The organism is Janthinobacterium sp. NKUCC08_JDC, assembly GCF_019345575.1.
Taxonomy (GTDB): Bacteria; Pseudomonadota; Gammaproteobacteria; order Burkholderiales; family Burkholderiaceae_D; genus Janthinobacterium; species Janthinobacterium aestuarii.
This window is the reverse complement of record NZ_JAHKQW010000002.1, coordinates 406391-431987: the sequence shown is the minus strand read 5'-3', so window position 1 is coordinate 431987 and position 25597 is coordinate 406391. Positions and strand designations below refer to the sequence as shown.

Sequence of the window (25597 nt, the reverse complement as noted above, 5' to 3'; positions counted from 1 at the left end):
CCGGTGAGCCATCGACCTCGAGCCCAACTCCACGTTCACCGCTACGGGTATTTAATTACTATGAATAAACACGTCCTGATTTTCCTGATGGCCATGCCCCTGGCCATCAGCCATGCCTATGCCGAAGAGCCCACCGGCCCCGCGGTCAAGATCAGCGGTTACGGCAGTGCCGCCCTGACCATGGCCGATACCGACAGCGCGCAGTTCGCGCGCCCGAACCAGGCGGCCGGCGCCGGCCGCACTGCCCGCACGGGCGTCGATTCCAACCTGGGCTTGCAGGCCAATGTCACCGTCAACCCGTGGCTGTCGGCCACCGTGCAGGGCCTGGCGCGCAAGGATGGCGAGGATGATTTCGGCGCCGAACTGGCGTGGGCCTTCGCCAAGGCCAAGGTGTCGGACAGCTTCAGCGTGCGCGTCGGCCGCATGGGTCTGCCCGTCTTCATGATTTCCGATTACCGTAACGTCGGCTATGCCAACACCATGCTGCGTCCACCCGGCGAAATGTATTCGCAGGTTCCCCTCAACAGTATTGACGGCATCGACGGCACCTACCAGTTCAGCGCGGGCGACACCAGCATCACCACACAGCTGGCGCTGGGCCGCACCAAGGCCACCCTGGCCACGGGCCCCGCTTCGACCGTGCAGGTGGAAGGCAAGTCCATCGTGGCCCTCAACGTCGTGGCCGAACATGGCCCCGTCACCGTGCGCTTCGGCCGTGCCGAGACCAAGCTGACGATCAACGATTCGCCCAGCTTGAATACCCTGATGGACAGCTTGCGCGCGGCCGGCAGCGGCTACAGGATCGCCCAGCTGGGCGCTCTGGCCGATGCGCTGGAAGTCAAGGACAAGAAGGCGTCATTCACGTCCGTGGGCCTGGGCCTGGACTGGAACAATGTGCTGGTGCAGTCCGAATATGCGAAGCGCAAGACGGACAGCTACGTCAGCGACAGCACCTCGTGGTACGTGATGGGCGGCTACCGCATCGGCGCCTTTTTGCCCTACTACAGCCACGCCAGCCTGAAAGCCGATGGCCGAGTGAACAACACCGTGCCCGCATCCTGCCCGGCCGGTTATCCGGCCGCCTGCACGCCGACCCTGCGCGCGCTGTCGGCCGGTGTCGACACCCTGGCCACCATGCGCAACCAGCTCGAGCAATCGACGGACAGCATCGGCGTGCGCTGGGATTTCCACCGTTCGGCCGCGCTGAAAGTGCAGATCGACCGCATCAAGCCGAAGAACGGCCCGGGCCTGTTCGTGCAAGCCAAGCCAGGCTTCCATGGCCCCGTCACGGTGGCTGCCGCCGCCATCGATTTCGTTTTCTAAGGAGCGCCGCATGAAACCCCATATTTTTGCGGCTGCCTTGCTGGCGCTGTCGACCGCTGTTCCCGCCATGGCCGAAGTGGTCGTGGTGGTCAATGCTAAGAGCGCCGCCGGCGCCATGACGAACGAACAGGTGTCGCAATTTTTCCTCGGCAAATCGACGGCAATGACGCCGATCGACCAGCCGGAAAGCGCTCCCGTGCGCGCCGAGTTCTACAAGAAGGTGACGGACAAGGAACCGTCGCAGGCGAAGGCCCTGTGGTCCAAGCTGGTCTTCACGGGCAAGGCCACCTTGCCGAAGGAAGTGGCCAATAGCGCCGACGTGAAGAAGGCCGTAGCCGCCGATCCGAAAGCCATCGGCTATATCGAAAAGAGCGCCGTCGACGCCAGCGTCAAAGTGGTGCTGACGGCGCCGTAAAGCCGGCCCGGGCCGCCCGCCATGCGGCGGCCCGGTACACATACCATCAGGAGACAGCAATGAGCATCAAACGCAAGATATGGGCGCTGCCTGTCGTCTCGGCCGTGATTTTCGGGCTGGGGCTGGCCGTCAGCGCCTATCTGTCCACGGCCACGCTCAATTCCATCCACGCTACCGAAAGCGCCGACTATCCCGTGCTCGACATGGCGAAGTCGCTGACCCTGGACGTGGCCGCCGTGGGTGACGCCCTGCGCGACGCCGTCAGCGAAGGCGACAAGGAGCGCATCGGGCAAGTCGGCGGCCAGGCCGTCAAGCTGCGTGAAAAACTGGCCGCCTTTGCGGCGATTCCCGGCCAGCGCGAGCAGGGCCAGCGCCTGGCCAAGGAATTCGATGCCTACTATGCACCGGCACTGAGCGCGGCGCGCATCATGCTGGAAATGGAAGAGGGCGACCCGCAAGCGACCGTGGCGCGCATGCAGGGCGCGCTGGCGGTCCTCAACACGGACCTGGCCAAGACCAATGAACAGGCGCAATTGCAGTTCAAGCAGGGCATCGAGCGCAGCGCGGCCAATGTGCGCAATGCGCTCAATACCAGCATCGCCGTGGCGCTGGCCGTCATCGTCTGCCTGGTGGCCGTCTCGCATTTCGTCGTGCGCGCCATCTGGCAGCAGCTGGGCGGCGAGCCCGAATATGCGCGCCAGATCGCGCGCGCAGTGGCCGATGGCGACCTCTCGATGCAAATTGTGACCGAGGCGGGCGACCAGGACAGCCTGCTGGCGGCGCTGAAGGAGATGCGCGGCCGGCTGGCCGGCATGGTGTCCGGTATCAAGGCGTCGGCTGAAACCATCCAGGTGGCCAGCGCGGAAATCGCTCAGGGCAATGCGGACCTGGCGGCGCGCACGGAATCGCAGGCAGGCAGCCTGGATCAGACAGCGCGCAGCATGGACAGTCTGACTTCCACCGTGCGCGACAACGCCGCCAACGCGGGCCAGGCGCACGAACTGGTGGTGTCGGCATCGTCGGTGGCCGTGAAGGGCGGGCAAGTGGTCAGCCAGGTGGTCACCACCATGGGCGAGATCAACGATTCCTCGAAACGCATCGTCGACATCATCGGCGTCATCGACGGCATCGCCTTCCAGACGAACATCCTGGCCTTGAACGCGGCCGTGGAAGCGGCGCGCGCCGGAGAGCAGGGACGCGGCTTTGCCGTGGTGGCGTCCGAAGTGCGCAGCCTGGCGCAGCGCAGCGCGGCAGCGGCGCGCGAGATCAAGCAACTGATCGGCGACTCGGTGGCCAAGGTGAACGTCGGTTCGAAGCTGGTCGACGAGGCGGGGCTGACCATGGGCCAGATCGTCGATTCCGTGAAAAAGGTGGCCGACATCATGGCTGACATCAGCGCCGCGAGCCAGGCGCAAAGTGCCGGCATCGGCGACATCGGCGTGGCCATCGGCAGCATGGACCAGATGACGCAGCAAAACTCCGCGCTGGTGGAAGAAGCGTCGGCGGCGGCCGAATCGCTGCAGGAGCAGGCCGTGCAGCTGGGCACGGCGCTGGCCGTGTTCAAGCTGGCGCAGGGCGGTTTGTCCAGCATGCCCGTGCCACGGCCGTTGGCGTTGGCGAAGACGTAGGTTGGATTAGCGCAGCGTAATCCAACATAAGGGCGTCAAGCTAGGCCCGCAGCCCGAACGGATCATCAATGCTGTGCGCGGGCTGCGTGAACCAGCGCGGACCGTTTTCCGTCATGTAAAAATGGTCTTCGTGGCGGATGCCGAATTCGCCGGGGATGCAGATCATCGGTTCGTTCGAGAAGCACATGCCCACGTCGAGCGGCGTGGTGTCGTTGCCCACCAGGTAGGGCCACTCGTGGATATCGAGGCCGATGCCGTGGCCCGTGCGGTGCGGCAGGCCCGGCAGCTTGTAGCCGGGACCGTAGCCATCGGCTTCCAGCGACACGCGCGCGGCGCGGTCGACGTCACCGCAGGGCACGCCCAGTTGGGCGGCGGCGAATGCGGCGGCCTGCGCGGCCTTTTCGCTGTTCCACACGCTGCGCTGGCGTTCGCTGATGGCGCCAAACACATAGGTGCGCGTGATGTCGGAGATGTAGTTCATCACCTGGCAACCCGTGTCGATCAGTACCGTGTCGCCCGCTTTCAGGGTTTGCACGTAGTTGACGCCATGCGGATAGGCCGTCGCCTCGCCGAACAGCACGATGCAGAAATACGAGCGGGGCGCGCCGACCTTGCGGTGCGCGCGCTGGATGAATTCTTCCACTTCCACTGTCGTGATGCCTTCGTACAGCATGCTGGCCGTGGCCACGTGCACGGCCAGGGTCATGTCCATCACGCGCTGCATCAGGGCGATTTCCGCCGGAGACTTGCGGCTGCGGCAGTAGGCCGTGACGGCGCGCGCGTTTTCCAGCGCATAGCCGGGGGCCAGCGGCTTGATGCCGTCGTAGATGAAGAAGGCGGCGCTTTCGCAGATGCCCACGCGCGGCGGCGCGGCCGCATCCTGCGCTATCCCCATGCGCGCCAGCACGTCGACGAACAGCTGGTACGGGCTTTCATGCTCTTCCCAGCAATTGACACGGCCTTCAATGAGCATGAAGCCTTGCAAGGTGCTTTCCTCGAACGCGGGAGCGATGTATTCGATGTCGCCGCTGGCCGGCAGGATGGCGCCCACCATGCGTTCGCTGGCATACCATTTGGTGCCCGTGAAATAGGTGAGGTTGGCGCCCGCGTTCAGGTAGATCGCGGCGATGCCCTGCTGGCGCATGAACGCCTGTGCCCTGGCGATGCGTTGCGCATGTTCGTCCTTGCCGATGGCGACCATGCCGCCCGTCATGTCGGACAGCGATGCCAATGCCTGTTCGATGGAAGTGCCACCTATGCTCATGCCTGCTCCTTTGCTCGATGCTGAATATGGAATGCGGGCATGATATCAGTTCGCGCCTTTCGGCTTGAGCCCGGGCGCGCCGCCGGCCGCATCGGGCGGGGCCAGCACCAGGTCGTGCGGATACGTGAAGTGCCAGTCCGCATAGCGCTGCTTGCGGCGCAGGCTCGCGTCTTCATCGAGAAAATTGTCCTGCTTGATGGGCAACTGCGGCGACAGCGAATGGATGCCGACGATGCGTCCCTCCTGCCGCAGCACACCCCATTCCGCCTTGCCCGTGACGGGATCCGCATACACGCGGCGTAGATGACGCCGGGCGTTGGCGAAGCGCGGGTCGCGCAGCAGTTCCTGCAGGGTCAATGGATAGCGGGGCCGCCCGTCGCCCGGCGTGCTGTCGTAGTAGCGGCCCAGCGCATTGCGGAATTCATGGCCGATGAAAAGCAGCTCGCGCTCCTTGTCGCGCCGCGCGGCCGTGGCATGCAATTCGCTGGCCAGTACCAGGCCCACGCCCATGAAGGCCACCAGCATCAGGGTCCAGATATACGCGAAGCCCTGTGCGCGGCGTTGAAAACTAGAGCTGCTCAAAGGGGATGCCCTCGCGCGTCTTGCCCTTGGCGCCGCTGCGCACGTCTGCCACGCCGCCGATCTCGCCATTGGGCGAAGGGATCAGCTGCCAGGTGACGGCGGACTCCGTGACGGGGTCGAGCGGCACGCTGCGGAAATAATGGTGGGTCACCAGGTCGGCCAGCACGGCCGGATACTCGCCCTTGTCGGCATAGTATTTATCGAGGCCGCTCCTGAGTACTTGCAGGTTTTCCTTCAGCGCGACTTCCTTCGATTTTTCCACGGAACTGAAATAGCGGGGGATGGCGATCGTCAGCAGCAGCGAGATGATCGCCAGCACCACCAGCAGTTCGACCAGGGTAAAGCCGCGGCGTAGAGAGGAGGCAGGCATCGGGTTCACCATTGATTGAGCGGCACGCCGTTCAGGCCTGCCTTGGTCGAGCGCGAGGCGACGTCGAACACGTCTTCGCCTTCGCTGGGGTTGTCGGGCGGCGAGGCATAGGCGCGCTTGCTCCAGCTGTCGGCGGCGCTGCCTTCTTCCCTGGGCTGGAACGGGTCGCGCGGCAAGCGGCGAAGGAAATAGATGTTTTGCTTGGAAGGGCTGCGCTGGTCGGGCACGCCCTCGACCAGTTCCTCGAGTTTTTTCGGATAGCCGGAGGCGCCCAGCGACAGCTTGATGCGGCCATTGTCCGAAGCGCGCTTGTAGGCATCGATCGCTTCGCGCATCTCGATCAGGGCGCTGCGCAACTGCTGCTCCTTCGCCCGTTGCAAGGCCACCTGCGCCATCGGCACGGCCACCGTGGCCAGGGTCGCCATGATGGCCAGGGTGATCATCAGCTCGATGAAGGTAAATCCCCTTGGTTTCACTGGCCACCCTTGCCTGATTTTTCGCCAGCCGCAGGCGCCTCGTCGCCGCCCGTCATGGGCGAGCCGGCGCGTGGCGCGGCCTGCTCGGGCGCGGCGATCGCCTCGGGAGAGCCGCCCACGCTGGCGCGGCCGCCCACGGATGCCTCGGTGCCCGAGTTGAATTCGGCCGTCATCAGGTCCGGGCGGCGGATGCTGCGCAGCAGGCGCGGCGTGATCGACAGCACGATCTCGCTGCGCATGGCGTCGTCCTTCTGGCTGCCGAACAGGCGGTTCAGCACGGGCAGTTCGCCCACGCCCGGCACCTTGTTAGCCGTGCCACGGTCCTCGTCGCTGATCAGGCCCGCCAGCACCTGCGTCTCGCCATCCTTCAGGCGCAACACGGTGGACGCGCTGCGCGTGCCGATCTGGTATGCCTGCGTGCCCGTCTTGCTGATCACTTCCTTGACGACGTTCGATACTTCCAGGTTGATCTTGATGGCTACTTCGTCGTCCAGGTAGACGTTTGGTTCCACGTCGAGTTTCAGGCCCACGTCGATGTAGTTGACGCTGTCGGAACTGACGCCGTTATTCGTCGTGACGGTGATGACGGGAACGCGGTCGCCGATGAGGATCTTGGCTTTTTCCTTGTTGCGCACGCGGATGCGCGGGTTGGCGAGGATATTGCTGTCGCTGTCCGTCTTGTTGGCGTTCAGGGTGACGCCGCCGATGCCCAGGTTGATATTGTCGCCATTGATGCGGTGCAGGTCCGCCACTTTCAGGCCGCCCAGGCCTCCCGTGCTGCCTGCGACGCCGGCCAGTGTCAGGCTGGCCTGGTCCGGCCAGCGCACGCCCAGCTCCATCAGGCGCGTGCGCTTGACTTCCAGCACCTCGACTTCCAGCATCACTTCCGGATCGGCCAGGTCTTGCACGTTGATGATGCGCTCGGCCATGCGCACCATTTCCGGCGTATCGCGCAACATGATGATGCCCAGGCGTTCATCGGTGACGACGTCCTTGGCCTTGAGCAGGGTCTTGATGGAAAACGCCACCGTCTTGACGTCGGCATTGGCGAGGAAAAAAGTGCGCACGACGAGCTGCTGGTAATCCTTCACCTTTTGCGGCGTGTTCGGATAGATCGTGATCGATTTGTCGCTGGTGACGCTTTGTTCCAGCTGGTTCGCTCCCAGCAGCATGGCGATCGCCTCTTCGATGCTGGTGTCGCGCACGGAGATCGTGGCGCGCAGGGCCGGGTCGACTTCCTTGTCGAAGACGAAGTTCAGGCCCGACACCTTGCTGATGAAATCGAACACGGAGCGCAGCGGCGCGTCGCGAAACTCGAGGGTGACGGGTTTCCTGTAGGCGGCCGCCAGCTTGCCGCCGGCCGGCAGGCTTTTCGACTGCGCTTCGCCGATGCGGCTTTTCAGGGCCAGCGCCTCGCGCTGCGCGGGGCGTTCCTGCAGCACCTGGCGCAAGGCTTCCTGCGCCTGTGCGACATTCGCTTCGCCACCACGCAGGTAGCTGGCCTGCGCTTCCTGCACCAGCTTGCGGTGCCGTTCATCCTGCGCCACGCCGGCCAGGCCCCGCTGCGCCACGTCGTTGCTGGTGTCCAGCGCCGAGGCCTGCTGGTACAGCGCCTGTGCTTCGGGCAGCTTGCCCTGCTGGCGCAGCGCCTCGGCGCGGCCATTCAGATTGTTCAGCGCGCGCATCCTGCCGTTGGTGACGGCGATGCGGTACTTGGCGTTGGTCGGTTCGGCCTGCGCCGCCTGTTCCAGCAGGGCCAGTCCCTGTTCCGTGCGCCCCGCGCCCAGCATGGCCTGGCCATCGTTATAGGCCTGGTTGCCGGCGCAGGCGGCCAGCAGGGACAGCACCGGCAGCAGGGTGATGAGATTACGAGACATACGTGCGGCGCATCGTTTCAATTGAGGTCCCCTACGGCGAGTGTCTGTTTCAGGTTGAGCGGCAGATAGGTAAATTGCAGGGCGCCCTGCACCACGCCGTCGAAGCGGTAACGCTCTTCGAGCGTGTCGCCGGGGCGCGCCACGACATTGCGTTCACCCGCTTGCAGGAAGTAGGCCGCCTTGCCTTCGTCGACAAAGCGGCCGAGGAATTGAAAGGGCAGCGGTGGCGGCGCGTTCGCATCCACGCGGGCTGCGGGCAGCGCGGCCTGGGCCGCCTGCTGGTCGAGCATGATTTTTTTCGGCGTCTCCGGCTGCCAGCTTTGCTTGGCGAACAGGCTGGCCGCTTCCTCGTCGTCGAGTCCCCGGCGCGGTTCGATGGCCAGCGCGCGATTGGTTTGCGGAGTTGCAGTGGCGGCAGCGATGGGAGCTGGCGCCACCCGCTCCACCTGGCGCGTGGTGGCCGTGGCCGGTCCCACGATGCTGCCTTCATCCTCGGGCGCGAACAGGGCGGCCAGCAAGGTCGCCACGGCGGCGCCTCCCAGTACGGCTTTTTTCATCGGCGCACCTCCGCCTTCTTCACCAGCAGGATGAACTGGATGCGCGCGTCGATCTCGCCCGCCTCGATCTGCTCGCGCTTGAAGAGCACGGAGTCCAAGGTCAGGGTGGGCAGCGCCTGCAGGGCGTCGACGATAAAGGTTTGCAGCTGCGCGTATTCGGCCTTGACGGGCAGGGTGATCTGGTAGCGCAAAAAGGCCGTGTTGCCGTCTTCCTGCGGCTTGTAGTCGGCCTTGGCCAGGGTGACGCCGCTCTTTTGCGCCACTTCCAGCAAGGCTTTCAACTGGTCGGGAATGCTGTCATGCGCGGGCAGGTAGGCGTGAAAGGCGGCCAGGCTGTCGGCATCCGCATCGAGCGTGACGGGTGCCGACGGCAGCGCCGCCTGTTTCGCCATCATGGCCAGCTGCGCGCGCAATTGCTGCTGGCGTCCGGCCAATGCATCGCCCTGCTGCACGGCGAAAGCGGCCAGCGCCAGACAGGCCGCACCGATGGCGCTGGGCCAGCCCAGCATGCGCCACAGACGCGCGGCTTCCCACGCCAGCCGCGGAGGCACGTGCAGCTGCAGACGCGCGCGGGCCACGGGCGTGCCGGCTTTTAACACGGGTTTTATTGCCGCCATTGCGCCTCCAGCTGAAAACGGTAAGGGTGTTCCGGAGTGTTCGCGTTCATCTCGTGCTTGAGCAGATACACGGAGCTGAACATCGGTTGCTGGTTCAGGAAGGCCAGGTAATTGAGCATGTCCTGCGGCGTTTCCGCTTCGGCGGCGATCTTCAGGACGCTGGCGCCATCCTGTCCCTGCTGCGCGTTCAGGTCCAGCCCCAGCAGGGCCACGCGCACGTCGCGCGGCGCCTGCACCGTCTTGACCAGGCGGGTGACGGGCAGGTTAAGCTGGCGCACGGCGGCAGCCACCTGTTTCAGTTCGAGGTCGCGTTCGCGCTGCTGGCTCGCCGACAGGGGCGCGCGCTCGGGACGCGCGGGCTGCAGCTGCGCCAGTTGCGCTTCCAGGCGCCGCGTTTCCTGCGTCTGCACCAGCCAGTACACGGCGGCCGGCAGCAGCATCAAGCCGCCCGCCAGGCACAGGGCCAGGCGCCAGCCCTTGAAGGTTTGCGCCGCTCCAGGCGGCAGGAACTCCAGGCGGCTCAGGCCCATGCGGCCTCCCGCATCAGGTGGGCGCCGCTGGCCACGGCGACGGGCACGAAGCGTTCCGGCACGTTCGTTTGCGGCACGCCGCTCAAGTCGATCAACGCCACCTGGTCGATGGCGTCAAGCTGTGGCGCACGCAAGTTCCAGCGCCGCCAGGCCCGGTCCAGTTCATCGCCCCAGTCCGCGGCGCAGGACTGGCTGTGCAGGGCCGTGATGCGCCCGCCGCTCGCCGTTGCCAGCAGCAGCCGTCCCGCTTCCACCAGGGCGAAGGCGTCGGGCTTGGCACCGGCGATGCTGCGCCAGGCCGGTCCGGCGATCGGTTCGATGGACAGGCAGCGCCGGCCATGCGCGGCTGCCGCATCCTGCACGCCTTGCAGCAGGGCCGCATCGATGCCGCAGGCCAGGCGCGGCTTGCCATAGGGCGCGTCGTCGGCGGCCAGGCGCCAGGCGCGCGCGCCATCGCCGTAGACGGCGGCGAACTGGCTATGCAGGAAGCGCTGCGCGCTGGCCCGGTCGAGCAGGGCGCCGCTCCACGGCACCACTTGCATGGCGCACCAGCGGCTGGCCAGGCTGACGGCCAGCGGCAGTTTTTTTTCACTATGCTGTTCGAGCCAGCCACGCAGGGCGGCCAGCGCCACTTCCCAGCTGGCGTCGGGATTCGCAATGGACAGGTGGAAGGCGCTGTCCGCCACGGGACGGCCGGCGCGGCGCAGCACGCCGTGCAGCCCGTGCGGCGCCAGGTGCAGGCACACGGTGGCGCGGGCAAGGTGTTCAATAAGTGACACGATTGAGCTCCGCTAAAGTGGTTTCCCCGCGCCGCACCAGATCCAGGCCCGCTTCGCGCGCCAGGCGAAAGCCGTTGCGTGCCGCTTCTTCCTTCATCTGGCTCAGGGGGGCGCGTGTGCAGATCATTTCGCGCATCGCGTCGCTGAGCATCAAGACTTCGGCGACGGCCTTGCGTCCCTTGTAGCCGGTGCCGCGGCAGTGGCCGCAACCCTTGCCGGCCATGAACTGCCAGTCCTGCACCTGATGCAGGGCCAGGCCGCTGTCGCGCAACTGCTGCGCATCGGCCAGCACTTCGGCGCTGGCGTCGACGGCGCAATGGGCGCAATTGAGGCGCAGCAGGCGCTGCGCCACGATGCCGTTCAGGGCGGCCGCAAAGCTGTAGGCATCGACGCCCATGTGCAGGAAGCGGCCGACCACATCAAAGACGTTGTTCGCGTGCACGGTGGTAAACACCAGGTGGCCCGTGAGCGCGGCCTGCACGGCGATCTGCGCCGTTTCATCGTCGCGGATTTCGCCGATCATGATCTTGTCGGGGTCGTGGCGCAGGATGGAACGCAGGCCGCGCGCGAACGTCAGTCCCTTCTTTTCGTTGACGGGGATCTGCAGCACGCGCGGCAAGCGATATTCGACGGGGTCTTCAATGGTGACGATCTTGTCGCGCCCCGTGTTGATTTCCGTGATGGCCGCGTACAGGGTGGTGGTCTTGCCGGAACCCGTGGGTCCCGTCACCAGCAGCATGCCGTGGGGCTTGGCGGCCAGGCGGCGGATCTGCTCGATGGCGTCCTCGTTCAAACCCAGGCTTTCCAGGCGCAGCGCCTGCGCCGCCTCCGTCAGCGCGCGCCGGTCCAGCAGGCGCAATACGGCGTCTTCGCCAAAGATATTGGGCATGATGGAAACGCGAAAATCGATCTCCACCCCTTTTACACGCACCTTGAAGCGGCCATCCTGCGGGACGCGCCGCTCGGCGATGTCGAGATCGGCCATGACCTTGATGCGCGAGATGATCTGCTCGGCCATCGCCAGCCCCTGCACCTGGCCCGCCTGCACCAGCACGCCGTCGACGCGGTATTTGATGACCAGGCTGGCCACGTCGCATTCGAGGTGGATGTCGCTGGCCTGGAATTTCAGGGCGTCGTAGATGGTGGAATTCACCAGTTTGACCACCGGGCTGCTGTCCTCGCTGATGCGGATCAGCGAGATGTCTTCGATGCTCTGGTCCAGGCCAGGCACATCGTCCCCATGCTGCATTTCCTGCATCGCCTGCTGCACGCTTTCCTGCTGCAGCAGATAGGCGGCCAGGTCGTCCGGGTGCGCCAGCGCCACCGTAAACGGTGTGGACAGGGCGAAGTCGGCCCACTGCAGCAAGTCTTCGGCAAACGGGTTGCCGATGACGAGCACGGGCGGCGCGCCGGGAACGCCAGGCTGCAGCAGCACGCAGTCGCGCTGGGCGCAATCCGTGTAGGGCAGCAGGCCAAAGGCGGGCAAGGCGGCCTGCAGCTCGGCCATCGTCCAGGCCGGGTAGCGGAACAGGGCGGCCAGCTGGCGCAAAAAGACTTCGGGCGGCAGGGCCGCCGTTTCCTGCAGCACGGCCATCTGCGGGCGGCCCTGTTCCAGCGCGCTGGCGTGGGCGCGCCGCAGCATGGGGGCATCGAGCACGGCCCGTTCTTCGTCGCGTGCGTTCATGGCATGCTCCTCACGATAAGCTCCCGGCCAGTTCAAAGATCGGCATGTACATCAGCACCACCACGCCGCCGATGACGACGCCGATGATGGTCATCAAGAGCGGTTCGAGCAGGCGCGACGCCCAGTCCACCCAGCGGGCGAATTCCTCGTCGTGGAACTTGGCCGAGCGTTCCAGCATGTCGCCCAGTCGGCCCGTGTTCTCTCCCACTTTCAGCAGCGATTGCGCCACCGGCGTGGCCATGCCGGCCTGTTCCAAGGCGGTGGAAAACGGCATGCCTTCCTGCACCGCGCGGCGCGCCTGCGCCAGCTGCTCCTGCTGCGCCGGCAGCAGCATGGGGCCGACCATGGCCAGCGCCTTGTGCAGCGGGATGCCGGCGTGCAGCAGCAGGCTGAGGGCACGGTAGAAGCGGGCCAGGCGGAATTCCGCCGCCTTTGCTGCCAGCACGGGCAGGCGCAAGAGGCGCAGCACCAGCGCCATGCGCATGGCGCGGTTGGCGATGCCGAAGACCACGGCGCCGACCACGGCAGCCAGCGCGCCGGCGCACAGCAGCGGATGCGCGGCCAGGGTCTGGCCAAAGCCGAGCAGCATTTGCGACATCCACGGGATCTCGCGGCCCGAGCTTTCGTAGACGACGCTGAACTTGGGCACTACGTAGCCGAGCAGGAACAGGGTCACGAGGCCGCCGACGACGAGCAGCATGCACGGATAGATGGCGGCGGAAATGAGTTTTTTGCGGATGGCGTCGAACTGCAGCTGGTAGGCGACGAAGCGCGCCAGCGCCTCGGGCAGGTTGCCCGAGCGTTCGGCCGCGTGCACGGTGGCGATGTAAATGTCGGGGAAGATGTCGGGAAAACCGGCCAGGGTGTCGGAAAAGCTTAGGCCCTGCTGTAGGGTGAGCACGATGGCGGCCAGGGTGGCCTTGGCGCCCGCGCGCGTTTCCTTGTTGTGCAGGGTGGCCATGGCCTCGCCCAGGTTCAGGCCCGCTTCGAGCAGGGCCAGCAGCTCCTGGCTGAATTGCAGCAGGGGCAGGCCCTGCTTGCCGGGACGCAGCGCCGCGGCGCCCGTGTCTGACGTGGCGCCAGCGTCGACGGCCAGCACGCGCCAGCCGCCGCGCACGGCCGCGCGGATCGCCTCGGCCTCGCTGGCGGCGTCGATGGCCAGCGCCTGGCTGCCCGCCGGGCCCTGCACCTGGAGGTGGAACTGCATCGTCGGCTCAGGCGAGCATGGTGATGGCCTGGGGCGTGAAAATGGGGTGATGTGAAAAGGGGACAGCGCGTGCGGACAAGGTCGAAGTAGGCATCGGTCAGGAACAATCCAAAAAAAGTTCAATTCGTCGCGGGTACCGGCAGCAGGCAAGAGGCAATCACTGCCTCAGGGTAGACTGGAATTGCCAGGAAATCAATCGTGCCGTGCGGGCAAGCCTTGTATCGATGGCTTGCCCGCAATTCAGCCGCTTACTGGGTAACCAGGCTGACCTTGTCGATCACGAACGAGGTTTGCAGCGATGCATCCTCGGTCGCGGCAAACGAGATCTGCACGGTCTGGCCCTTGTAGGCGATCAGGTCGAAGGTGCGGATCTGGTAGCCGGCGGCCTTGTTCACGTTCGAATACGAGGCCAGGGTGCCCAGCACCGTACCGGCGCTGTTCTTCACGGTGACGACCAGCTTGTCGTACACGGTGCTGCCCGTTTCTGCCGTGTCGATATGCAGCGCGAAGCTCAAGCTGGCGGACGTGGCGGCGGCCGGAATGGCCACGCTTTGCGTCAGCGATTCGCTGGCCGTGGTGCCATTGCCGCCCAGCCAGGCGTACTTCGTGCCTTCGTACGCGGTTTGGCCCGTGAAGGTGCCGATGGCGCCCGTAGTGCCGCTCCAGCCCGTGGCGCCGGACTCGAAGCCGCCGTTCGTCACGCGCTCGGTGGCGCTGCTCGTGCCGACCGTCAGGGTGGCGTTGTTCGACGTGGCCGTCACGGCGGGCGACGAGGAATCCGTCACCGTGGCCTTGAAGACGGCGCCGCTGTCGGCCGCTACGGCCGTGAAGCTGTAGGCCGGCGACGTGGCGCCACTGATCACGGCGCCGTTGCGGAACCACTTGTAGGTGTACGGTGCCGTGCCGCCGCCCGCGCCCACGGCGAACGAGGCGGTGGCGCCCGGTGCGACGGTGATGCTGGCCGGCTGGCTGGTGATCGTCACCGCGCCGCCCGTCGTCGATTCATCGACGTCGGCGCCCACGTTGATGGCCGCATATGCGCGCTTGACGGCGGTCGCCTCGGTGCTGCCCACGCCATACAGTTCCTCGGCTGCCTGCAGCACCTTGTTGCGCGCGTCGGCGTAGTTGGTCGACGAGGTGAACTTGGTGGTGGCTGCCTTGAACCAGATGCGGTAAGCCTTGTCGCTGCCGATACCGGTCATGGCCAGCGGGCTTTTGTTCAGGTAGGAGCTGTAGTAGTCGCTGCTGGACGTGGAGTTCGAACCTTGCGACAGGAAGTAGAACATGCGGTTGTTCGGGCCGCTGCTGTAGTGGACGTCGAGGTTCTTGATGGTGCTGCTCCACGCATTCGGGCTGCTGCCATCCTTGCTTGGCTTGTACAGCCAGCGCAGCGGCTGGCCATTCTTGGCGATTTCCTTGCCCGTCATCCAATCGTTGCCCGTGTTGGGAATCATGGTGCCCGTGCCGCCGGCGCGCGCATACGCTTCCACCATTTCGCCGGCGATGTCCGAGCTCGATTCGTTCAAGCCGCCCGACTCCTGCGAGTAGATCAGGCCCGAGGTGGCGTCCGTGATGCCGTGGCCCATTTCGTGGCCGATCACGTCGATGGAACCGAGGTTGTTGAACGAGCTGCCGCCGTCGCCGATGTACATGCACTTGCAGCTGCTGTCGTAGTAGGCGTTGTCGTAGGCCGTGTTGACGTGGGCGGCGATGTGGGTGGCCGTGTTGTTGCCGTCCAGGCTGGACCAGCCCAGCACATTCTTGTGCGTGTCGTAGGTATTCATCAAGCCCCACATCGCGTTCACGGCCGCCGTCTGGCCGTTGGCGTTGGTGGTGCTGCCGCCGTTGATGTATTGCTGTCCGTCGCCCCAGGTATTGCTGGTGCTGCTGTACACGCTGCCCGAACTGGTGCCGTGGTTGGCATTCGTGATGGCCATGCCGCCGAAGCTGCCGCCCGTGCCGCGGCTCGGGTCCTTCATGGTGTAGGTGCTGCCCGTGAGCGTGGTGTTGAGCGGCACTTGGCCGTTGTACTGGCTGTTGCCGATGCCGGCCACGGTTTTCAGGGCTTTCCATTGACGCAGGATGCGACCATCCTTGGCGCTGACGACGGTGTCGTAGTAGACCGGCTTGTTACCGCTGATCATGCGCGTCTGCACCAGGTAGGCCAGCTCGTAGTGGTCGACCACGTCCTGCACGTCGAGGGCGTTCAGCGCGGCTTCCGACTTGTTCTCGGCGCCGGCCACGCGCACGGTTTTCATGACGGGATAGATCAGCAACTGGGCATGCGGCGGCACGTGGTCGACGGCCCGCACGCCGATGTTATTCACGGCGGCGGCGATGGCGGCTGCCGCGCTGATGGCGGGCGTGGTGTCGATATCGGTGGTGGCGCTGCGGGTGACGGAATTGACGCCGCCGCTACCGAGGCCGGACGCGCGGTCCGACACGGATTCGCTGACGATGTCGCCGGCGCTGTTGCTGACCACGACCGTTTCGGAACCGAAGACGGGCAAGCCCTTGTAGGTGTGCTGTACGCGGCTCACGCGCGTGCCGCTGACGCCAGGATGCTGGGCGCCGACGGCAAAGCCATGTTCGGTATTCAGGCCACGGCTGCGGGCCTGTGCGGCCAGCTTGTTGACCAGACTGGCGGTCTCTTGTGGAGAAGCCAGGGCGACCGGGGCGGCCATCAGGGTCTGTGGCAGCGGCGTGGCGGCGTCTGCCGTGGTGGCCATCAGCGGCAGGGCGGCGATGGATGCGGCAACTATTGTCAAACGTAAATTCATTTCTGCTCCAGGGTATCGGTTAAGGAAATGGTGAATGAGCTGGCCGCAATGCCTGATGGCCACCCCGGCGTGCCTGGCGGCGGGCGGATAGCCTGCCGTTTTGTGGTGGCATGACGCCGGGTAGGGGGACACTAAACTTGTCGAGATCGCCATGTCAAAAAATTCAAGAAATGGGTCACTCCGCGATTTTTTGTTAAGAATTGAACATTTGTCGGCGTCGCATCGTTGGAAAGTTTGATCTACCACAAGCTGCAACTTTTGTTATGGACTACTTCCCCTAATGGAGCGTTCTGTTGGAAAAACACTGTTGCCTTTTCTAAATGTTGCGATCTACACTAGCTCTTCGCGTTGTTTCCTGCGGACCACGCGAAGACAAAAAAAGCGCACGCGGCAATGACCGCGTCCAGATACAGCGCATCGGGAAAAAAATCGGGAGTTTCACATGACGTCAGTTCTGTTTTCTGCTGTGGGTTTCAGCCATTTCCCCTCTGGAGCGGCATTCATGCTGCATCCGCCTTCCTAGCCGCCGCCAGCCGGCTCTTTCCCCGCGAGGGGGACCTTTTCCGCGAGTCCGACCGCGCCGCCCGGCGTGGCCGCTGGCGCAGTGCATCCTTTTTTCAGGAAGGGTTGCCGGCTCCTGGTGCGTGCACCGGAATCACCGGCCCGAAGAACTATGCTTTCGATAGCGACCAAAGTGGAACAGATCGTGATGGAATCGGCCTTTCTCAGCGAGGGATTGGGCCGTGGCTTGCTGAACCTGTCGGAACTGGCGCGCCAGCTGCAGCCGCAATTGCAGAACGACTTGTGGAAACCGGTGGGGCAGGCCGCCGTGGTGATGGCGCTGCGCCGGCTGGCCGAACGGATGCCGCAGCAGAAAAGCGGCGAGATCGTGCTGGCGCACCGCGCGGGAGAGCTCTCCACACGCAGCGAATTGATGATTTTTACCTACCGCTATTCCGACCAGACCTATGACTGCCAGCGCCAGTTGCTGGCGCTGGCCGCACCCCAGCGCGGCACCTTCATTACCGTGACGCGCGGCGTCAACGAGGTGATGGTGATCTGCAGCCGTTCGCTGCATGCGCTGGTGGAAGAGGTGTTCGGCGAAGAGCAGGAACTGGCGCGCCTGGAGCGGGTGACGGCCGTGACCCTGCACCTGGCGCCAGAGACCTGCTACACGCCGGGCGTGTATCACGCCATCCTCAAGCGCCTGGCGTGGGAGCGCATCAATTTGATCAACATCATCTGCACGTATACGGAGCTGACTTTGCTGCTGGAAGCGTCGCAGACGGGGGCGGCTTTTTCCGTGCTGTCGAAAATCGTCGCCCAATGAAAAAGGCTCTGTCTCCGCTAAGTAGGGGAACTCCAGGAATCTTCCTGTGTCCCTGCTGTCTGACTATGTATACCAGACAAACGGGAGCCTTCCATGCAGCCAGCCCAATGGAAAACGTTCATCGCCCAGTTCGTCGAATTGAGCCGCCGCCAGCGCCTGGCGGGCATCACCCTGCTGCGCGGGGTCGCATCGCAAGACGTCATCGTGGCATTGGTCGAAAGCGTGGCCCGGCAGCGATTGCACTGTCCTGCCTGCAATAGCAACCATGCTCACCGGCACGGCCATGCACACGGACTGCAGCGTTATCGTTGCGTGCCATGCGGCCGCACCTTCAATGCGCTGACCGGCACGCCGCTGGCCCGATTGCGGCATAAATCGTTGTGGCTCGACTACGCCGATTGCCTTCTGGCATCCGATTCCGTGCGCAAGGCGGCGTTACAGCTGGGCGTACACCGCAACACCACGTTCCGCTGGCGTCACCGTTTCTTATCACTGGCAAAGACAGACCGGCCCCATCGACTGCATGGTATTACCGAAGCGGACGAATTGTATGTGCTGGAATCGGAAAAGGGATCGCGGCATCTGATGCGTCCGGCCCGCTGCCGGGGCGGCCATGCCCACAAGCGCGGCATTTCCAATGAACAGGTCTGCATCCTGGTGGCCCGCGACCGCACGGGACAAACCCTCGATTTCGTCACGGGCAAAGGAACGTTGACGAAAGCGCAGCTGCATCATTGCCTGTTGCCCGTCATCGACAAGGACATCTTGCTGGTCACCGACGGCCATGCCGCCTACCTGGCCTTCGCTCGAGAATCGGGCATCAGTCATCAGGCTGTTAACTTGCGCGTCAGCATCCGTGTGCAGGGTGCCGCCCATGTGCAGAACGTCAACGCCTATCACAGCCGACTGCGGCAATGGCTGGGTCCCTTTCATGGCGTCGCGACGCGCTACCTGCCGAACTACCTGGGCTGGCGCTGGATACTCGACGCCGGGCGCATCCGTTCGCCAGAAACATTATTGAAGGCAACGCTGGGAGCTTTTCCACACCTGACGGTGACATAGCCATGAAAAACGCCCCGCTGCAGCGATGCAGCGGGGCGTCCGAAGGCGCAGGCGCCGTTTATTTTTCCAGCTGCGTACGCACGCGGGCGATTGCGGCGCGTACCTGGCGTGGCGCGGTGCCGCCCACGTGGTCACGCGCGGCAACGGAGCCTTCCAGGGTCAGCACGGCAAACACGTCTTCGTCCGTCAACGGGGAAAACGCGCGCAGCTGCTCGAGCGACAGGTCGGCCAGGTCGCAGCCGGCGTCGACGCAGGCGCGCACGGCCAGGGCCACTGCTTCATGGGCGTCGCGGAACGGCAAGCCCTTCTTGACCAGGTAGTCTGCCAGGTCGGTCGCCGTCGCGTAGCCTTGCAGGGCGGCCGCGCGCATCGCTTCCGGTTTCACCGTGATGCCGCCAGCCATATCGGCGAAGATGCGCAAGGTGTCAATGACGGTGTCGACGGTGTCGAACAGCGGTTCCTTGTCTTCCTGGTTGTCCTTGTTGTAGGCCAGCGGTTGGCCTTTCATCAGGGTCAAGAGGCCAGTCAGGTGACCGTAGACGCGGCCCGTCTTGCCACGCGCCAGTTCCGGCACGTCCGGGTTTTTCTTTTGCGGCATGATCGACGAGCCGGTGCAGAAGCGGTCGGCGATGTCGATGAAGCCGATGCGTGGGCTCATCCAGATCACCAGTTCTTCGGCCATGCGCGACACGTGCATCATCAGCACGGCGGAGGCGGCGCAAAATTCGATGGCGAAGTCGCGGTCCGACACGGCGTCGAGCGAGTTGTGGCACACGTCGTCAAAGCCCAGCGTTTTTGCCACGCGCAGGCGGTCGATCGGGAAGGTGGTGCCGGCCAGGGCGGCGGCGCCCAGCGGCAGGCGGTTGACGCGCTTGCGGCAGTCGGCCATGCGTTCGGCATCGCGGCCGAACATTTCGACATACGCCAGCATGTGGTGGCCGAAGGTGATCGGCTGGGCTACCTGCATGTGGGTAAAGCCCGGCATGATGGTGTCGGCATGCTGCTCGGCCAGGTCCGTCAGCGCGCTGCGGAAGGTCGCCAGCAGGGCGGTGATGTCATCGATGGCGGAGCGCACATACAGGCGGATGTCGGTGGCCACCTGGTCGTTGCGCGAACGGCCCGTGTGCAATCGCTTGCCCGCATCGCCTACCAGTTCGGTCAGGCGTTTTTCAATATTCAGGTGGACGTCTTCCAGGTCCAGCAGCCATTCGAACTGGCCGGCGGCGATTTCCTGCGAGATTTGCGCCATGCCGCGCTGGATTTCCGCGTAGTCGGCCGGGCTGATGATGGCTTGCGCATGCAGCATTTCCGCATGGGCCAGCGAACCTTCGATGTCGAACAGCGCCAGGCGCTTGTCAAAAAATACAGAAGCTGTGTAGCGCTTGACGAGGTCCGAGACCGGTTCGGAAAACCGGGCCGACCAGGCTTCGCCCTTTTTGGAGAATTGATCAGTCATGAAAGAAGTCCTTTAGTGTACGGCGATTATAAACAAGGTTGGCCGGCGGTAGGGCTTTTAGGGGCTTGCAAGGCGCTGAAATGGCCAGGAATGGGGCCGGCAAGCGTCAAATGCCACGGCGATGGCCCGTTGCGCGTTTCATCCGGGCTGTTTGTATTCTGTCCCGCAAATCGTGCGTTTGGTCGCAATCCGATGGCAGTTCAGGGGGGATCGGCCTACAGTTCAATCATCGCAGCACACAACCAGCCACCCAAAGGACACCATCATGAACATCGCCAAAAACATGGAAGCCATCTTCGTTGCCATCATCGCCGTCGCCGCTGCCACCAGCCTGGCCACCGCCGCCGTGCCGAAGTTCCGTGCCGCTCCAGCCGCTTCCGCCGCCCTTGTCGCCAGCGCCGATCAGGCCACCATGCACACCGTGTACGTCAGCGCCAAGCGTTTGAATGCCGAAGAAAAAGCCGCCCTGTAAGCGCGGCCATGCATTGTCTGCAGTATCAGTAAGCCATACCAGTAGCGCCATCAGCTTCAGCAATACAGCATCATCGGCAGTCACCCCGCTTCTTGCCAGCCCACGTGACAGCAACGTCAATACAGCGAGCATTGTCCCCTAGTACCATCTGCACGGCTCGGTGGCATGGGCATCCCGTTGGCATCCGTGCAGCGTGCGATCAACCATCGCTTGTGTTCTGGTGCTAGTGTTCTTTTCAGGTTCTATAAAATATCAACACCCGAATATTTATTTGTAAGTAATTGATTATTATATTTTTTCGGCATAAAATCAAAAAATAGATAAATGTACCGAGGAGCCTAGTCATGCGAGAACGGCCTGCCGACGCCACGCGACAATATATTGATGCGGTCGCCACTTTTGAGGCCTATGAAGATGCTCTTGCCGAGGCCGCCAAAGTGCGAGGGGGTATGTATTGGCATAAGGGGCCTGCCTCAGCGCCTGACGATGCCTATCTGGTACGTACCAGTGCCTCCGGCAGTGAGAAAAGTCTGGGGCGGCGCTCGCCGGAAACGGAAGCAATGTACGCCAGTTTCCGTCAGAGAAAGGAAATGGCTGTCGAGCGGCGAGATGGTCTGAAGGCTTCATTGCTCAAGCATAAACGCATGAACCGTGCACTTCGCGTTGGACGCGTCGCGCCGATTATTGTGGATATTTTGAACCGCCTGGCGGCTACCAGGCTCGGTGAGCACTTTCGCGTGGTTGGTACGCACGCGCTGTATGCCTATGAATCGGCTGCCGGCATGACCTTTGAAGACGATGCGGTAGCAACACGCGATATTGATCTGCTGTGGGATGTACGAAAACGCGTCGCATTCGCTACCGCCTTGAGCAAAGTTGACGTTTCCATGCTGGGCGTGCTTCAGAAAGTGGACCCGACGTTCCGGATCCGGGACGCGCAGAAATATACCGCCGTCAATAAAGATGGATTCGAAGTGGATATTATCCGCCGCGTGCAGGTCGGTGATGATCCGCATCCCATTCGCTTAAGCGATGAGGACGACGATTTCTGGGTGGCGCAAGCACCGCGTGCCCAGGAGTTGCTCGATTCAGCGCAATTCTCTGCGGTCATCGTCGCCACCAACGGTGCTATGGCCAGGATGAATACGCTCGAGCCGATGGCCTTTGTCCGTTTCAAACAATGGATGAGTGCATTGCCTGAGCGCGATCCGCTCAAGCGTCGCCGCGATGCACTGCAGGCGAGTTCAGTCGAGGATGTTGTGCAAGAGTACCTACCGCAGTGGAGCCAGAACTGAGTTGGCAGTGTATGCGCGCAGTAGGGCAGGGCGTCTGGCATCGACGCTGATCATCGCAATCCGGTGGAGACGGTGGGCCATTCACAGCATTTTTCAACTCGCCATCGGCATTGGCCAATGGCGTGTTCCGTTTTACTGCCAGTGCATCAGGCAGGGCGGAATCAATAGCAGCAGCGCCAGCACCAGGTAGATCAGCTGCAGCGGGATCATCCACTTGGCCCACGTGATCCACGGTACGCGCGCCAGCGCCAGCACGCCGACGGTGATGCCGGACGTGGGGATCATCGGCGTGGTGAATTCGCCGAACTGGAAGGCCAGAATGGCCGTCTGGCGCGTCACGCCCACCAGATCGGCCAGCGGCGCCATGATGGGCATGGTCAGCGCCGCCTGGCCGCTGCCGGAATGGATGAAGAAGTTGATCACCGACTGCATGAAGAACATCTTTTGCGCGGCGAAGACGGGGCTCGACGAGGCCACCAGCGGCGTCAATGCATGCAGCATGGTGTCGATAATCTGCGCATCGCGCGCCAGGATCATGGTGCCGCGCGCCAGCGCGATGACCAGCGCCACGCTGACCATGTCGCGCGCACCCTGCACGAACGACGCCACCAGGCTATCCATGTCGAGCCGGCCAACCAGGCCGACGACGATGGCCATCACCAGGAACAGGGCGGCGATTTCATCGATGAACCAGTCGTACTTGACGACGCCGACGACCATCGTCAGCAAGGTCGCCATGAAGATCCACAGCACGGCGCGGTGCGTGCGCGTCATGCCGGCAAAGCTGTCCAGGTCCATCGAGTGCTCGCTGCGCTTCTCGATATCGAGCAGGTAGGTCGGGCTTTTCTCCGGATGGCGCTTGATGCGCGCCGCGTACCACATCAAGAACACGATGCTGACCGCTGTGGCGATGGCCCACACTATCAGGCGATAGCCGATGCCGGAAAAGATCGGCACGCCCGCGATACCTTGCGCGATGCCGACGTTGAACGGGTTCAAAAAGGCGGCGGAAAAGCCCACCTGCGAGCCGATGAAGGGAATCGACACGCCCGTGATGGTGTCATAGCCCAGGGCCAGGGCCAGCGGCACGAAGATCAGGATGAAGGGGATCGCTTCCTCGTTCATGCCGAAGGTGGCGCCTCCCAGCGAGAACATGGTGAAAAAGACGGGGATGATGGCGGCGCGCACGAAGCGCGAACTGGTGTGCGCCTTGGCGATGGCCTTGATCAGCGAATCGAAGGCTTCCGTTTTTTGCAGCACGGCGAAGGCGCCGCCGACGATCAGCACGAAGCCGATGATCAGGCTGGCGTCGACGAAGCCCTTGATGGGCGCCATCATCAGCGCGGCCAGGCCTTGCGGCTTGTTGTCGACATAGTGAAACGTGCCGGGGATGATCAACTGCTTGCCGTTCACCAGCTGGGTGTCGAATTTCCCGCCCGGCACCAGCCACGTGGCCACAGCGATCATGGCCAGGATGCCGCACAGCAGGACGAAGGTATTGGGGAGCTTGAATTTTCTCATGGGTGTCACTTATTGGCTCAGCAGGCTGCCGCCGCGGTAGGCGACGGCTCCGGCGACCTTGCCGACGTTCATGCCGCGCAGGACGTGGCGGTGGGCGCTGCGCGCAAAAAAGACACCGGCGACCGTGCAGCGCAAGGTCGTCGTCTCGCCGCTGACGGGGTCGATCAGGTCGGCCACCGCATCGCCGGCGGCCAGCACCTCGCCCATTTCGCGCAGGTAGACCAGCACACCGTGATGCGGCGCGAGGATCGGCTCCACGCCGGCCAGCGGCGTCGGCTCGCATTGCGGCGCGGGCAGGTTGTCGCCTGCACCATCGATCTCCAGCACGCCCTCGATGGCGAGAAAACGCAGCAGGGCGGCGGCGTCGCGTTCGGCCAGGGGGTAGCTCACTTCCACTTCGCCGCGCAGTTCGACGGTGGTCGACAGGCAGGCGGCGGGAATCGGATAGCGGCCGCCGAAGTGCGCATCGAGATCCCACCACAAGCGGCTGCAGGCTTCGTCGAAAGGCTCTTCGCCGGCCGCCAGTTCCAGCAGCACGGCGCGCGCGCCCAGGAGCGCGGACAGGGGCGCGATCTGCGCCGCCAGCGGCGTGCCCGTATAGATGTGCAGTGCGGCCTCGTTATCGCAGTGCAGGTCGAGCACGATGTCGGCGTCGATGGCCATGCCCAGCAGGGTTTTCTTCAAGGTTTCCGCATCCGTGCCCGGCCGCCAGGCGGCGATGGCGGCGCGCGCGTGCTCGCGTATCAGCGCCACGTTGGCTTGCGCATCCTGTCCCAGCTGGCCAGCCAGCGTGGTTTTCAGTTCATCGGCCACGTGGCGGTAGGCGCGGTTGAAGTTGATGCCGGTGGTCAGGTCGAAGCGGCCGAACGGCGCGCCATGGATGGCTTGCGCCAGGCCGATCGGGTTGGCAGCCGGCACCAGGATGATTTCGCCGTGGATCTTGCCGGCCGCTTCCAGCGCCAGCAGTTCGCGGCGCAAAAATTGCGACACCAGCATGCCCGGCACCTCGTCCGCGTGCAGGGCCGCCTGGATATACACCTTCTTGCCGCTGCGGCTAGTGGCGGCCGCGGCGCCGAAGTGGAAGCTGCTCAATTGGCAGGACATGCTGGCGTGCGCGGTGGAGATGGGATGCTGTTGTACTTGCATGGTGGGCGCCCCGGAAAGGTGCATGGTTGATGGATTCCGGTCGATTATGTAGCAATATTTTCACGAAGTAAATCAATGAAAATCCTTTTACAAATATTTGTTGAGTTTTCTTTTTGATATGAGTACAGTAAGTTCCAGCGACCCGATTTCGCCTTCCGCCAGTGATCCGCAGTGCCCAAGAATACAGGCCGCCAGTGATATGAGAGCATCCGCCAGTCCTGCCAGAAGCAACGCCCCCATGCCATTTGCCACCACGCTGGCGTCGCCCGATGCCGCGTTCGCGCAATCGCCGCTGGGGCAGGCGCTGCTGCACGTGCTGGCTGGCGGCTCGGCTTCGCAGCGGCAGATCGCCGATTACCTGCTGCGCAACCAGATGCGCGTGACGGCGCTGGGCATCGAGGAACTGGCCGACAGCTGCCAGGTGTCGACGGCCACCATCAGCCGCTTCGCACGCGATATCGGCCAGAAGAATTATTCTGCCATGCGCGGCGCCATGGCCGAAACCCTGCAATCGCTGTTGCAGCCGGTCGACAAACTGCGCCGCACGATAGAACGGCGCGCGCGCGCCACCTCGCCCATCACGCAAAGCCTGGAATATGCGGCCGCGAATATCGCCGCCACGTCCGATGCCCTGTCGCCGCCCGCCATGCAGGCCGTGGTGCGCCGACTGACGCGCGCCAGGGTGGTGTATGTGATGGGTTTTGGCCTGTCGGCCAACCTGGCGGGCATGCTGGTGCAGCACCTGCAACCGTTTTGCCCGCATGTGGTGGAAGTGGTGGGCATCGGCGGCTCGGAAGTAGCGGCCGGCCACCTGGTCAACCTGACGGCGCACGACGTGCTGGTGGTGATCGCGTTTCCCCGCTATACGCTCGACTGCATCGGCCTGGCCAGCTTCGCGCGCGACCGCGGCGCCTGCATCGTGGCGCTCACCGACTCGCCCGCGTCGCCGCTGGCCGAACTGGCCGACCACGCGCTGTACGCGCAAAGCACGCATCCTGTCCTGCCCAGCAGCGCCAGCACGGCGCTGGCCATGATCGAGGCGCTGGCCGTGGCGCTGATGGTATCGAACAAAAAGAACGTAGAAAAAGCGGCCCGCTTGAGCGACGTCATCGCCGCCTATCTGTATGGCGGCGAACATGGCGTGCAGGGCCCACGAAAAACAGCGGCGAAGCAGCGCAAGGCAGTCCCAAAATCATTATAAAAATCAGACATCAACATCAGGGGGA

Annotated in this window: 23 protein-coding genes; 8 read left to right on the top strand and 15 right to left on the bottom strand. The window is 64.0% G+C overall.

The window, feature by feature from the left end:
- Positions 1–60: 60 nt before the first annotated feature.
- Genes KO538_RS07950 through KO538_RS07940 form a run of 3 tightly spaced genes read left to right on the top strand, consistent with a single transcriptional unit; the run spans position 61 to position 3366 of the window.
- Positions 61–1323 carry a hypothetical protein gene (locus KO538_RS07950; RefSeq protein WP_219327971.1) on the top strand — a complete coding sequence of 421 codons (1263 nt, stop codon included), beginning with the start codon at positions 61–63 and terminating at the stop codon, positions 1321–1323.
- A gap of 10 nt (positions 1324–1333) precedes the next feature.
- Positions 1334–1738 carry a hypothetical protein gene (locus KO538_RS07945; protein WP_219327970.1) on the top strand — a complete coding sequence of 135 codons (405 nt, stop codon included), beginning with the start codon at positions 1334–1336 and terminating at the stop codon, positions 1736–1738.
- A gap of 59 nt (positions 1739–1797) precedes the next feature.
- Complete coding sequence (locus KO538_RS07940; protein ID WP_219327969.1) at positions 1798–3366, top strand: methyl-accepting chemotaxis protein; 1569 nt, start codon at positions 1798–1800, stop codon at positions 3364–3366.
- A 40-nt stretch (positions 3367–3406) separates the two neighbouring features.
- On the opposite strand, the gene KO538_RS07935 is transcribed toward KO538_RS07940, so the two are convergent.
- The 12 genes from KO538_RS07935 to KO538_RS07880 all read right to left on the bottom strand — a co-directional run bounded on the left by KO538_RS07935 (position 3407) and on the right by KO538_RS07880 (position 16089).
- A complete protein-coding gene (locus KO538_RS07935) occupies positions 3407–4630 on the bottom strand; it encodes a Xaa-Pro peptidase family protein (protein ID WP_219327968.1) in 1224 nt (407 codons plus the stop codon).
- 45 nt (positions 4631–4675) lie between these two features.
- Positions 4676–5212, bottom strand: coding sequence for a type II secretion system protein (locus KO538_RS07930; RefSeq protein ID WP_257620219.1), 537 nt, complete (start codon positions 5210–5212; stop codon positions 4676–4678).
- Positions 5199–5582: a type IV pilin protein gene (locus KO538_RS07925; protein ID WP_219327967.1), complete on the bottom strand. Its 384-nt coding sequence runs from the start codon at positions 5580–5582 to the stop codon at positions 5199–5201. Before KO538_RS07925 ends, KO538_RS07930 begins: the two co-directional genes overlap by 14 nt.
- Positions 5583–5587: 5 nt before the next feature.
- Positions 5588–6058, bottom strand: a complete 471-nt coding sequence (locus tag KO538_RS07920; RefSeq protein ID WP_268748768.1) for a type II secretion system protein — start codon at positions 6056–6058, stop codon at positions 5588–5590.
- Positions 6055–7935 carry a secretin and TonB N-terminal domain-containing protein gene (locus tag KO538_RS07915; protein ID WP_219327966.1) on the bottom strand — a complete coding sequence of 627 codons (1881 nt, stop codon included), beginning with the start codon at positions 7933–7935 and terminating at the stop codon, positions 6055–6057. The genes KO538_RS07920 and KO538_RS07915 overlap by 4 nt, the downstream gene beginning before the upstream one ends.
- Positions 7936–7952: 17 nt before the next feature.
- Positions 7953–8492, bottom strand: a complete 540-nt coding sequence (locus KO538_RS07910; protein ID WP_219327965.1) for a hypothetical protein — start codon at positions 8490–8492, stop codon at positions 7953–7955.
- Entirely contained in the window at positions 8489–9109 is a 621-nt protein-coding gene (gene pilO, locus KO538_RS07905; RefSeq protein WP_219327964.1) for a type 4a pilus biogenesis protein PilO, read from the bottom strand. The genes KO538_RS07910 and pilO overlap by 4 nt, the downstream gene beginning before the upstream one ends.
- Complete coding sequence (locus tag KO538_RS07900; protein WP_070301147.1) at positions 9097–9639, bottom strand: hypothetical protein; 543 nt, start codon at positions 9637–9639, stop codon at positions 9097–9099. Before KO538_RS07900 ends, pilO begins: the two co-directional genes overlap by 13 nt.
- Positions 9630–10418 carry a hypothetical protein gene (locus tag KO538_RS07895; protein ID WP_219327963.1) on the bottom strand — a complete coding sequence of 263 codons (789 nt, stop codon included), beginning with the start codon at positions 10416–10418 and terminating at the stop codon, positions 9630–9632. Before KO538_RS07895 ends, KO538_RS07900 begins: the two co-directional genes overlap by 10 nt.
- Positions 10405–12102, bottom strand: a complete 1698-nt coding sequence (locus KO538_RS07890; RefSeq protein WP_219327962.1) for a GspE/PulE family protein — start codon at positions 12100–12102, stop codon at positions 10405–10407. Before KO538_RS07890 ends, KO538_RS07895 begins: the two co-directional genes overlap by 14 nt.
- A gap of 10 nt (positions 12103–12112) precedes the next feature.
- The gene (locus tag KO538_RS07885; protein WP_070301150.1) at positions 12113–13309 is read right to left on the bottom strand and encodes a type II secretion system F family protein; all 1197 of its coding nucleotides are present in this window, start codon (positions 13307–13309) and stop codon (positions 12113–12115) included.
- Positions 13310–13557: 248 nt separating this feature from the next.
- Complete coding sequence (locus KO538_RS07880) at positions 13558–16089, bottom strand: M4 family metallopeptidase (RefSeq protein WP_219327961.1); 2532 nt, start codon at positions 16087–16089, stop codon at positions 13558–13560.
- Positions 16090–16762: 673 nt separating this feature from the next.
- Here KO538_RS07880 and KO538_RS07875 point away from each other — a divergent pair.
- Positions 16763–17419, top strand: coding sequence for a hypothetical protein (locus KO538_RS07875; RefSeq protein ID WP_219327960.1), 657 nt, complete (start codon positions 16763–16765; stop codon positions 17417–17419).
- A gap of 93 nt (positions 17420–17512) precedes the next feature.
- Positions 17513–18481, top strand: a complete 969-nt coding sequence (locus KO538_RS07870) for an IS1595 family transposase (RefSeq protein WP_219327959.1) — start codon at positions 17513–17515, stop codon at positions 18479–18481.
- A 58-nt stretch (positions 18482–18539) separates the two neighbouring features.
- Here the strand turns inward: KO538_RS07870 and argH are convergent, their stop codons facing one another.
- Entirely contained in the window at positions 18540–19937 is a 1398-nt protein-coding gene (gene argH / locus KO538_RS07865) for an argininosuccinate lyase (protein ID WP_099376466.1), read from the bottom strand.
- Between the two features lie 265 nt (positions 19938–20202).
- On the opposite strand from argH, the gene KO538_RS07860 reads away from it, so the two are divergent.
- Both KO538_RS07860 and KO538_RS07855 read left to right on the top strand, forming a co-directional pair.
- On the top strand, positions 20203–20409 hold the full coding sequence (locus tag KO538_RS07860; protein ID WP_034746421.1) for a hypothetical protein: 207 nt from the start codon (positions 20203–20205) through the stop codon (positions 20407–20409).
- Positions 20410–20753: 344 nt separating this feature from the next.
- Positions 20754–21704, top strand: coding sequence for a GSU2403 family nucleotidyltransferase fold protein (locus KO538_RS07855; protein ID WP_219327958.1), 951 nt, complete (start codon positions 20754–20756; stop codon positions 21702–21704).
- 132 nt (positions 21705–21836) lie between these two features.
- Here KO538_RS07855 and KO538_RS07850 read toward each other — a convergent pair whose 3' ends face one another.
- Positions 21837–23225 (bottom strand): YfcC family protein, encoded by a 1389-nt coding sequence (locus KO538_RS07850; protein WP_034746426.1) that lies wholly within the window; start codon positions 23223–23225, stop codon positions 21837–21839.
- A 9-nt stretch (positions 23226–23234) separates the two neighbouring features.
- Positions 23235–24371 carry a succinylglutamate desuccinylase/aspartoacylase family protein gene (locus KO538_RS07845; RefSeq protein WP_219327957.1) on the bottom strand — a complete coding sequence of 379 codons (1137 nt, stop codon included), beginning with the start codon at positions 24369–24371 and terminating at the stop codon, positions 23235–23237.
- A 238-nt stretch (positions 24372–24609) separates the two neighbouring features.
- Here KO538_RS07845 and KO538_RS07840 point away from each other — a divergent pair, with 238 nt between their 5' ends.
- Positions 24610–25572: a MurR/RpiR family transcriptional regulator gene (locus KO538_RS07840; RefSeq protein WP_219327956.1), complete on the top strand. Its 963-nt coding sequence runs from the start codon at positions 24610–24612 to the stop codon at positions 25570–25572.
- The last annotated feature ends 25 nt before the right edge of the window (positions 25573–25597 follow it).

Bases quoted from the DNA above. Each gene is read 5' to 3' on its own strand.
- KO538_RS07950 (WP_219327971.1), top strand. From the start codon at position 61: ATGAATAAACACGTCCTGATTTTCCTGATGGCCATGCCCCTGGCCATC.
- KO538_RS07945 (WP_219327970.1), top strand. From the start codon at position 1,334: ATGAAACCCCATATTTTTGCGGCTGCCTTGCTGGCGCTGTCGACCGCT.
- KO538_RS07940 (WP_219327969.1), top strand. From the start codon at position 1,798: ATGAGCATCAAACGCAAGATATGGGCGCTGCCTGTCGTCTCGGCCGTG.
- KO538_RS07935 (WP_219327968.1), bottom strand. From the start codon at position 4,630: ATGAGCATAGGTGGCACTTCCATCGAACAGGCATTGGCATCGCTGTCC.
- KO538_RS07925 (WP_219327967.1), bottom strand. From the start codon at position 5,582: ATGCCTGCCTCCTCTCTACGCCGCGGCTTTACCCTGGTCGAACTGCTG.
- KO538_RS07915 (WP_219327966.1), bottom strand. From the start codon at position 7,935: ATGTCTCGTAATCTCATCACCCTGCTGCCGGTGCTGTCCCTGCTGGCC.
- KO538_RS07910 (WP_219327965.1), bottom strand. From the start codon at position 8,492: ATGAAAAAAGCCGTACTGGGAGGCGCCGCCGTGGCGACCTTGCTGGCC.
- pilO (WP_219327964.1), bottom strand. From the start codon at position 9,109: ATGGCGGCAATAAAACCCGTGTTAAAAGCCGGCACGCCCGTGGCCCGC.
- KO538_RS07900 (WP_070301147.1), bottom strand. From the start codon at position 9,639: ATGGGCCTGAGCCGCCTGGAGTTCCTGCCGCCTGGAGCGGCGCAAACC.
- KO538_RS07890 (WP_219327962.1), bottom strand. From the start codon at position 12,102: ATGAACGCACGCGACGAAGAACGGGCCGTGCTCGATGCCCCCATGCTG.
- KO538_RS07885 (WP_070301150.1), bottom strand. From the start codon at position 13,309: ATGCAGTTCCACCTCCAGGTGCAGGGCCCGGCGGGCAGCCAGGCGCTG.
- KO538_RS07880 (WP_219327961.1), bottom strand. From the start codon at position 16,089: ATGAATTTACGTTTGACAATAGTTGCCGCATCCATCGCCGCCCTGCCG.
- KO538_RS07875 (WP_219327960.1), top strand. From the start codon at position 16,763: ATGCTTTCGATAGCGACCAAAGTGGAACAGATCGTGATGGAATCGGCC.
- KO538_RS07870 (WP_219327959.1), top strand. From the start codon at position 17,513: ATGCAGCCAGCCCAATGGAAAACGTTCATCGCCCAGTTCGTCGAATTG.
- argH (WP_099376466.1), bottom strand. From the start codon at position 19,937: ATGACTGATCAATTCTCCAAAAAGGGCGAAGCCTGGTCGGCCCGGTTT.
- KO538_RS07860 (WP_034746421.1), top strand. From the start codon at position 20,203: ATGAACATCGCCAAAAACATGGAAGCCATCTTCGTTGCCATCATCGCC.
- KO538_RS07855 (WP_219327958.1), top strand. From the start codon at position 20,754: ATGCGAGAACGGCCTGCCGACGCCACGCGACAATATATTGATGCGGTC.
- KO538_RS07850 (WP_034746426.1), bottom strand. From the start codon at position 23,225: ATGAGAAAATTCAAGCTCCCCAATACCTTCGTCCTGCTGTGCGGCATC.
- KO538_RS07845 (WP_219327957.1), bottom strand. From the start codon at position 24,371: ATGCAAGTACAACAGCATCCCATCTCCACCGCGCACGCCAGCATGTCC.
- KO538_RS07840 (WP_219327956.1), top strand. From the start codon at position 24,610: ATGCCATTTGCCACCACGCTGGCGTCGCCCGATGCCGCGTTCGCGCAA.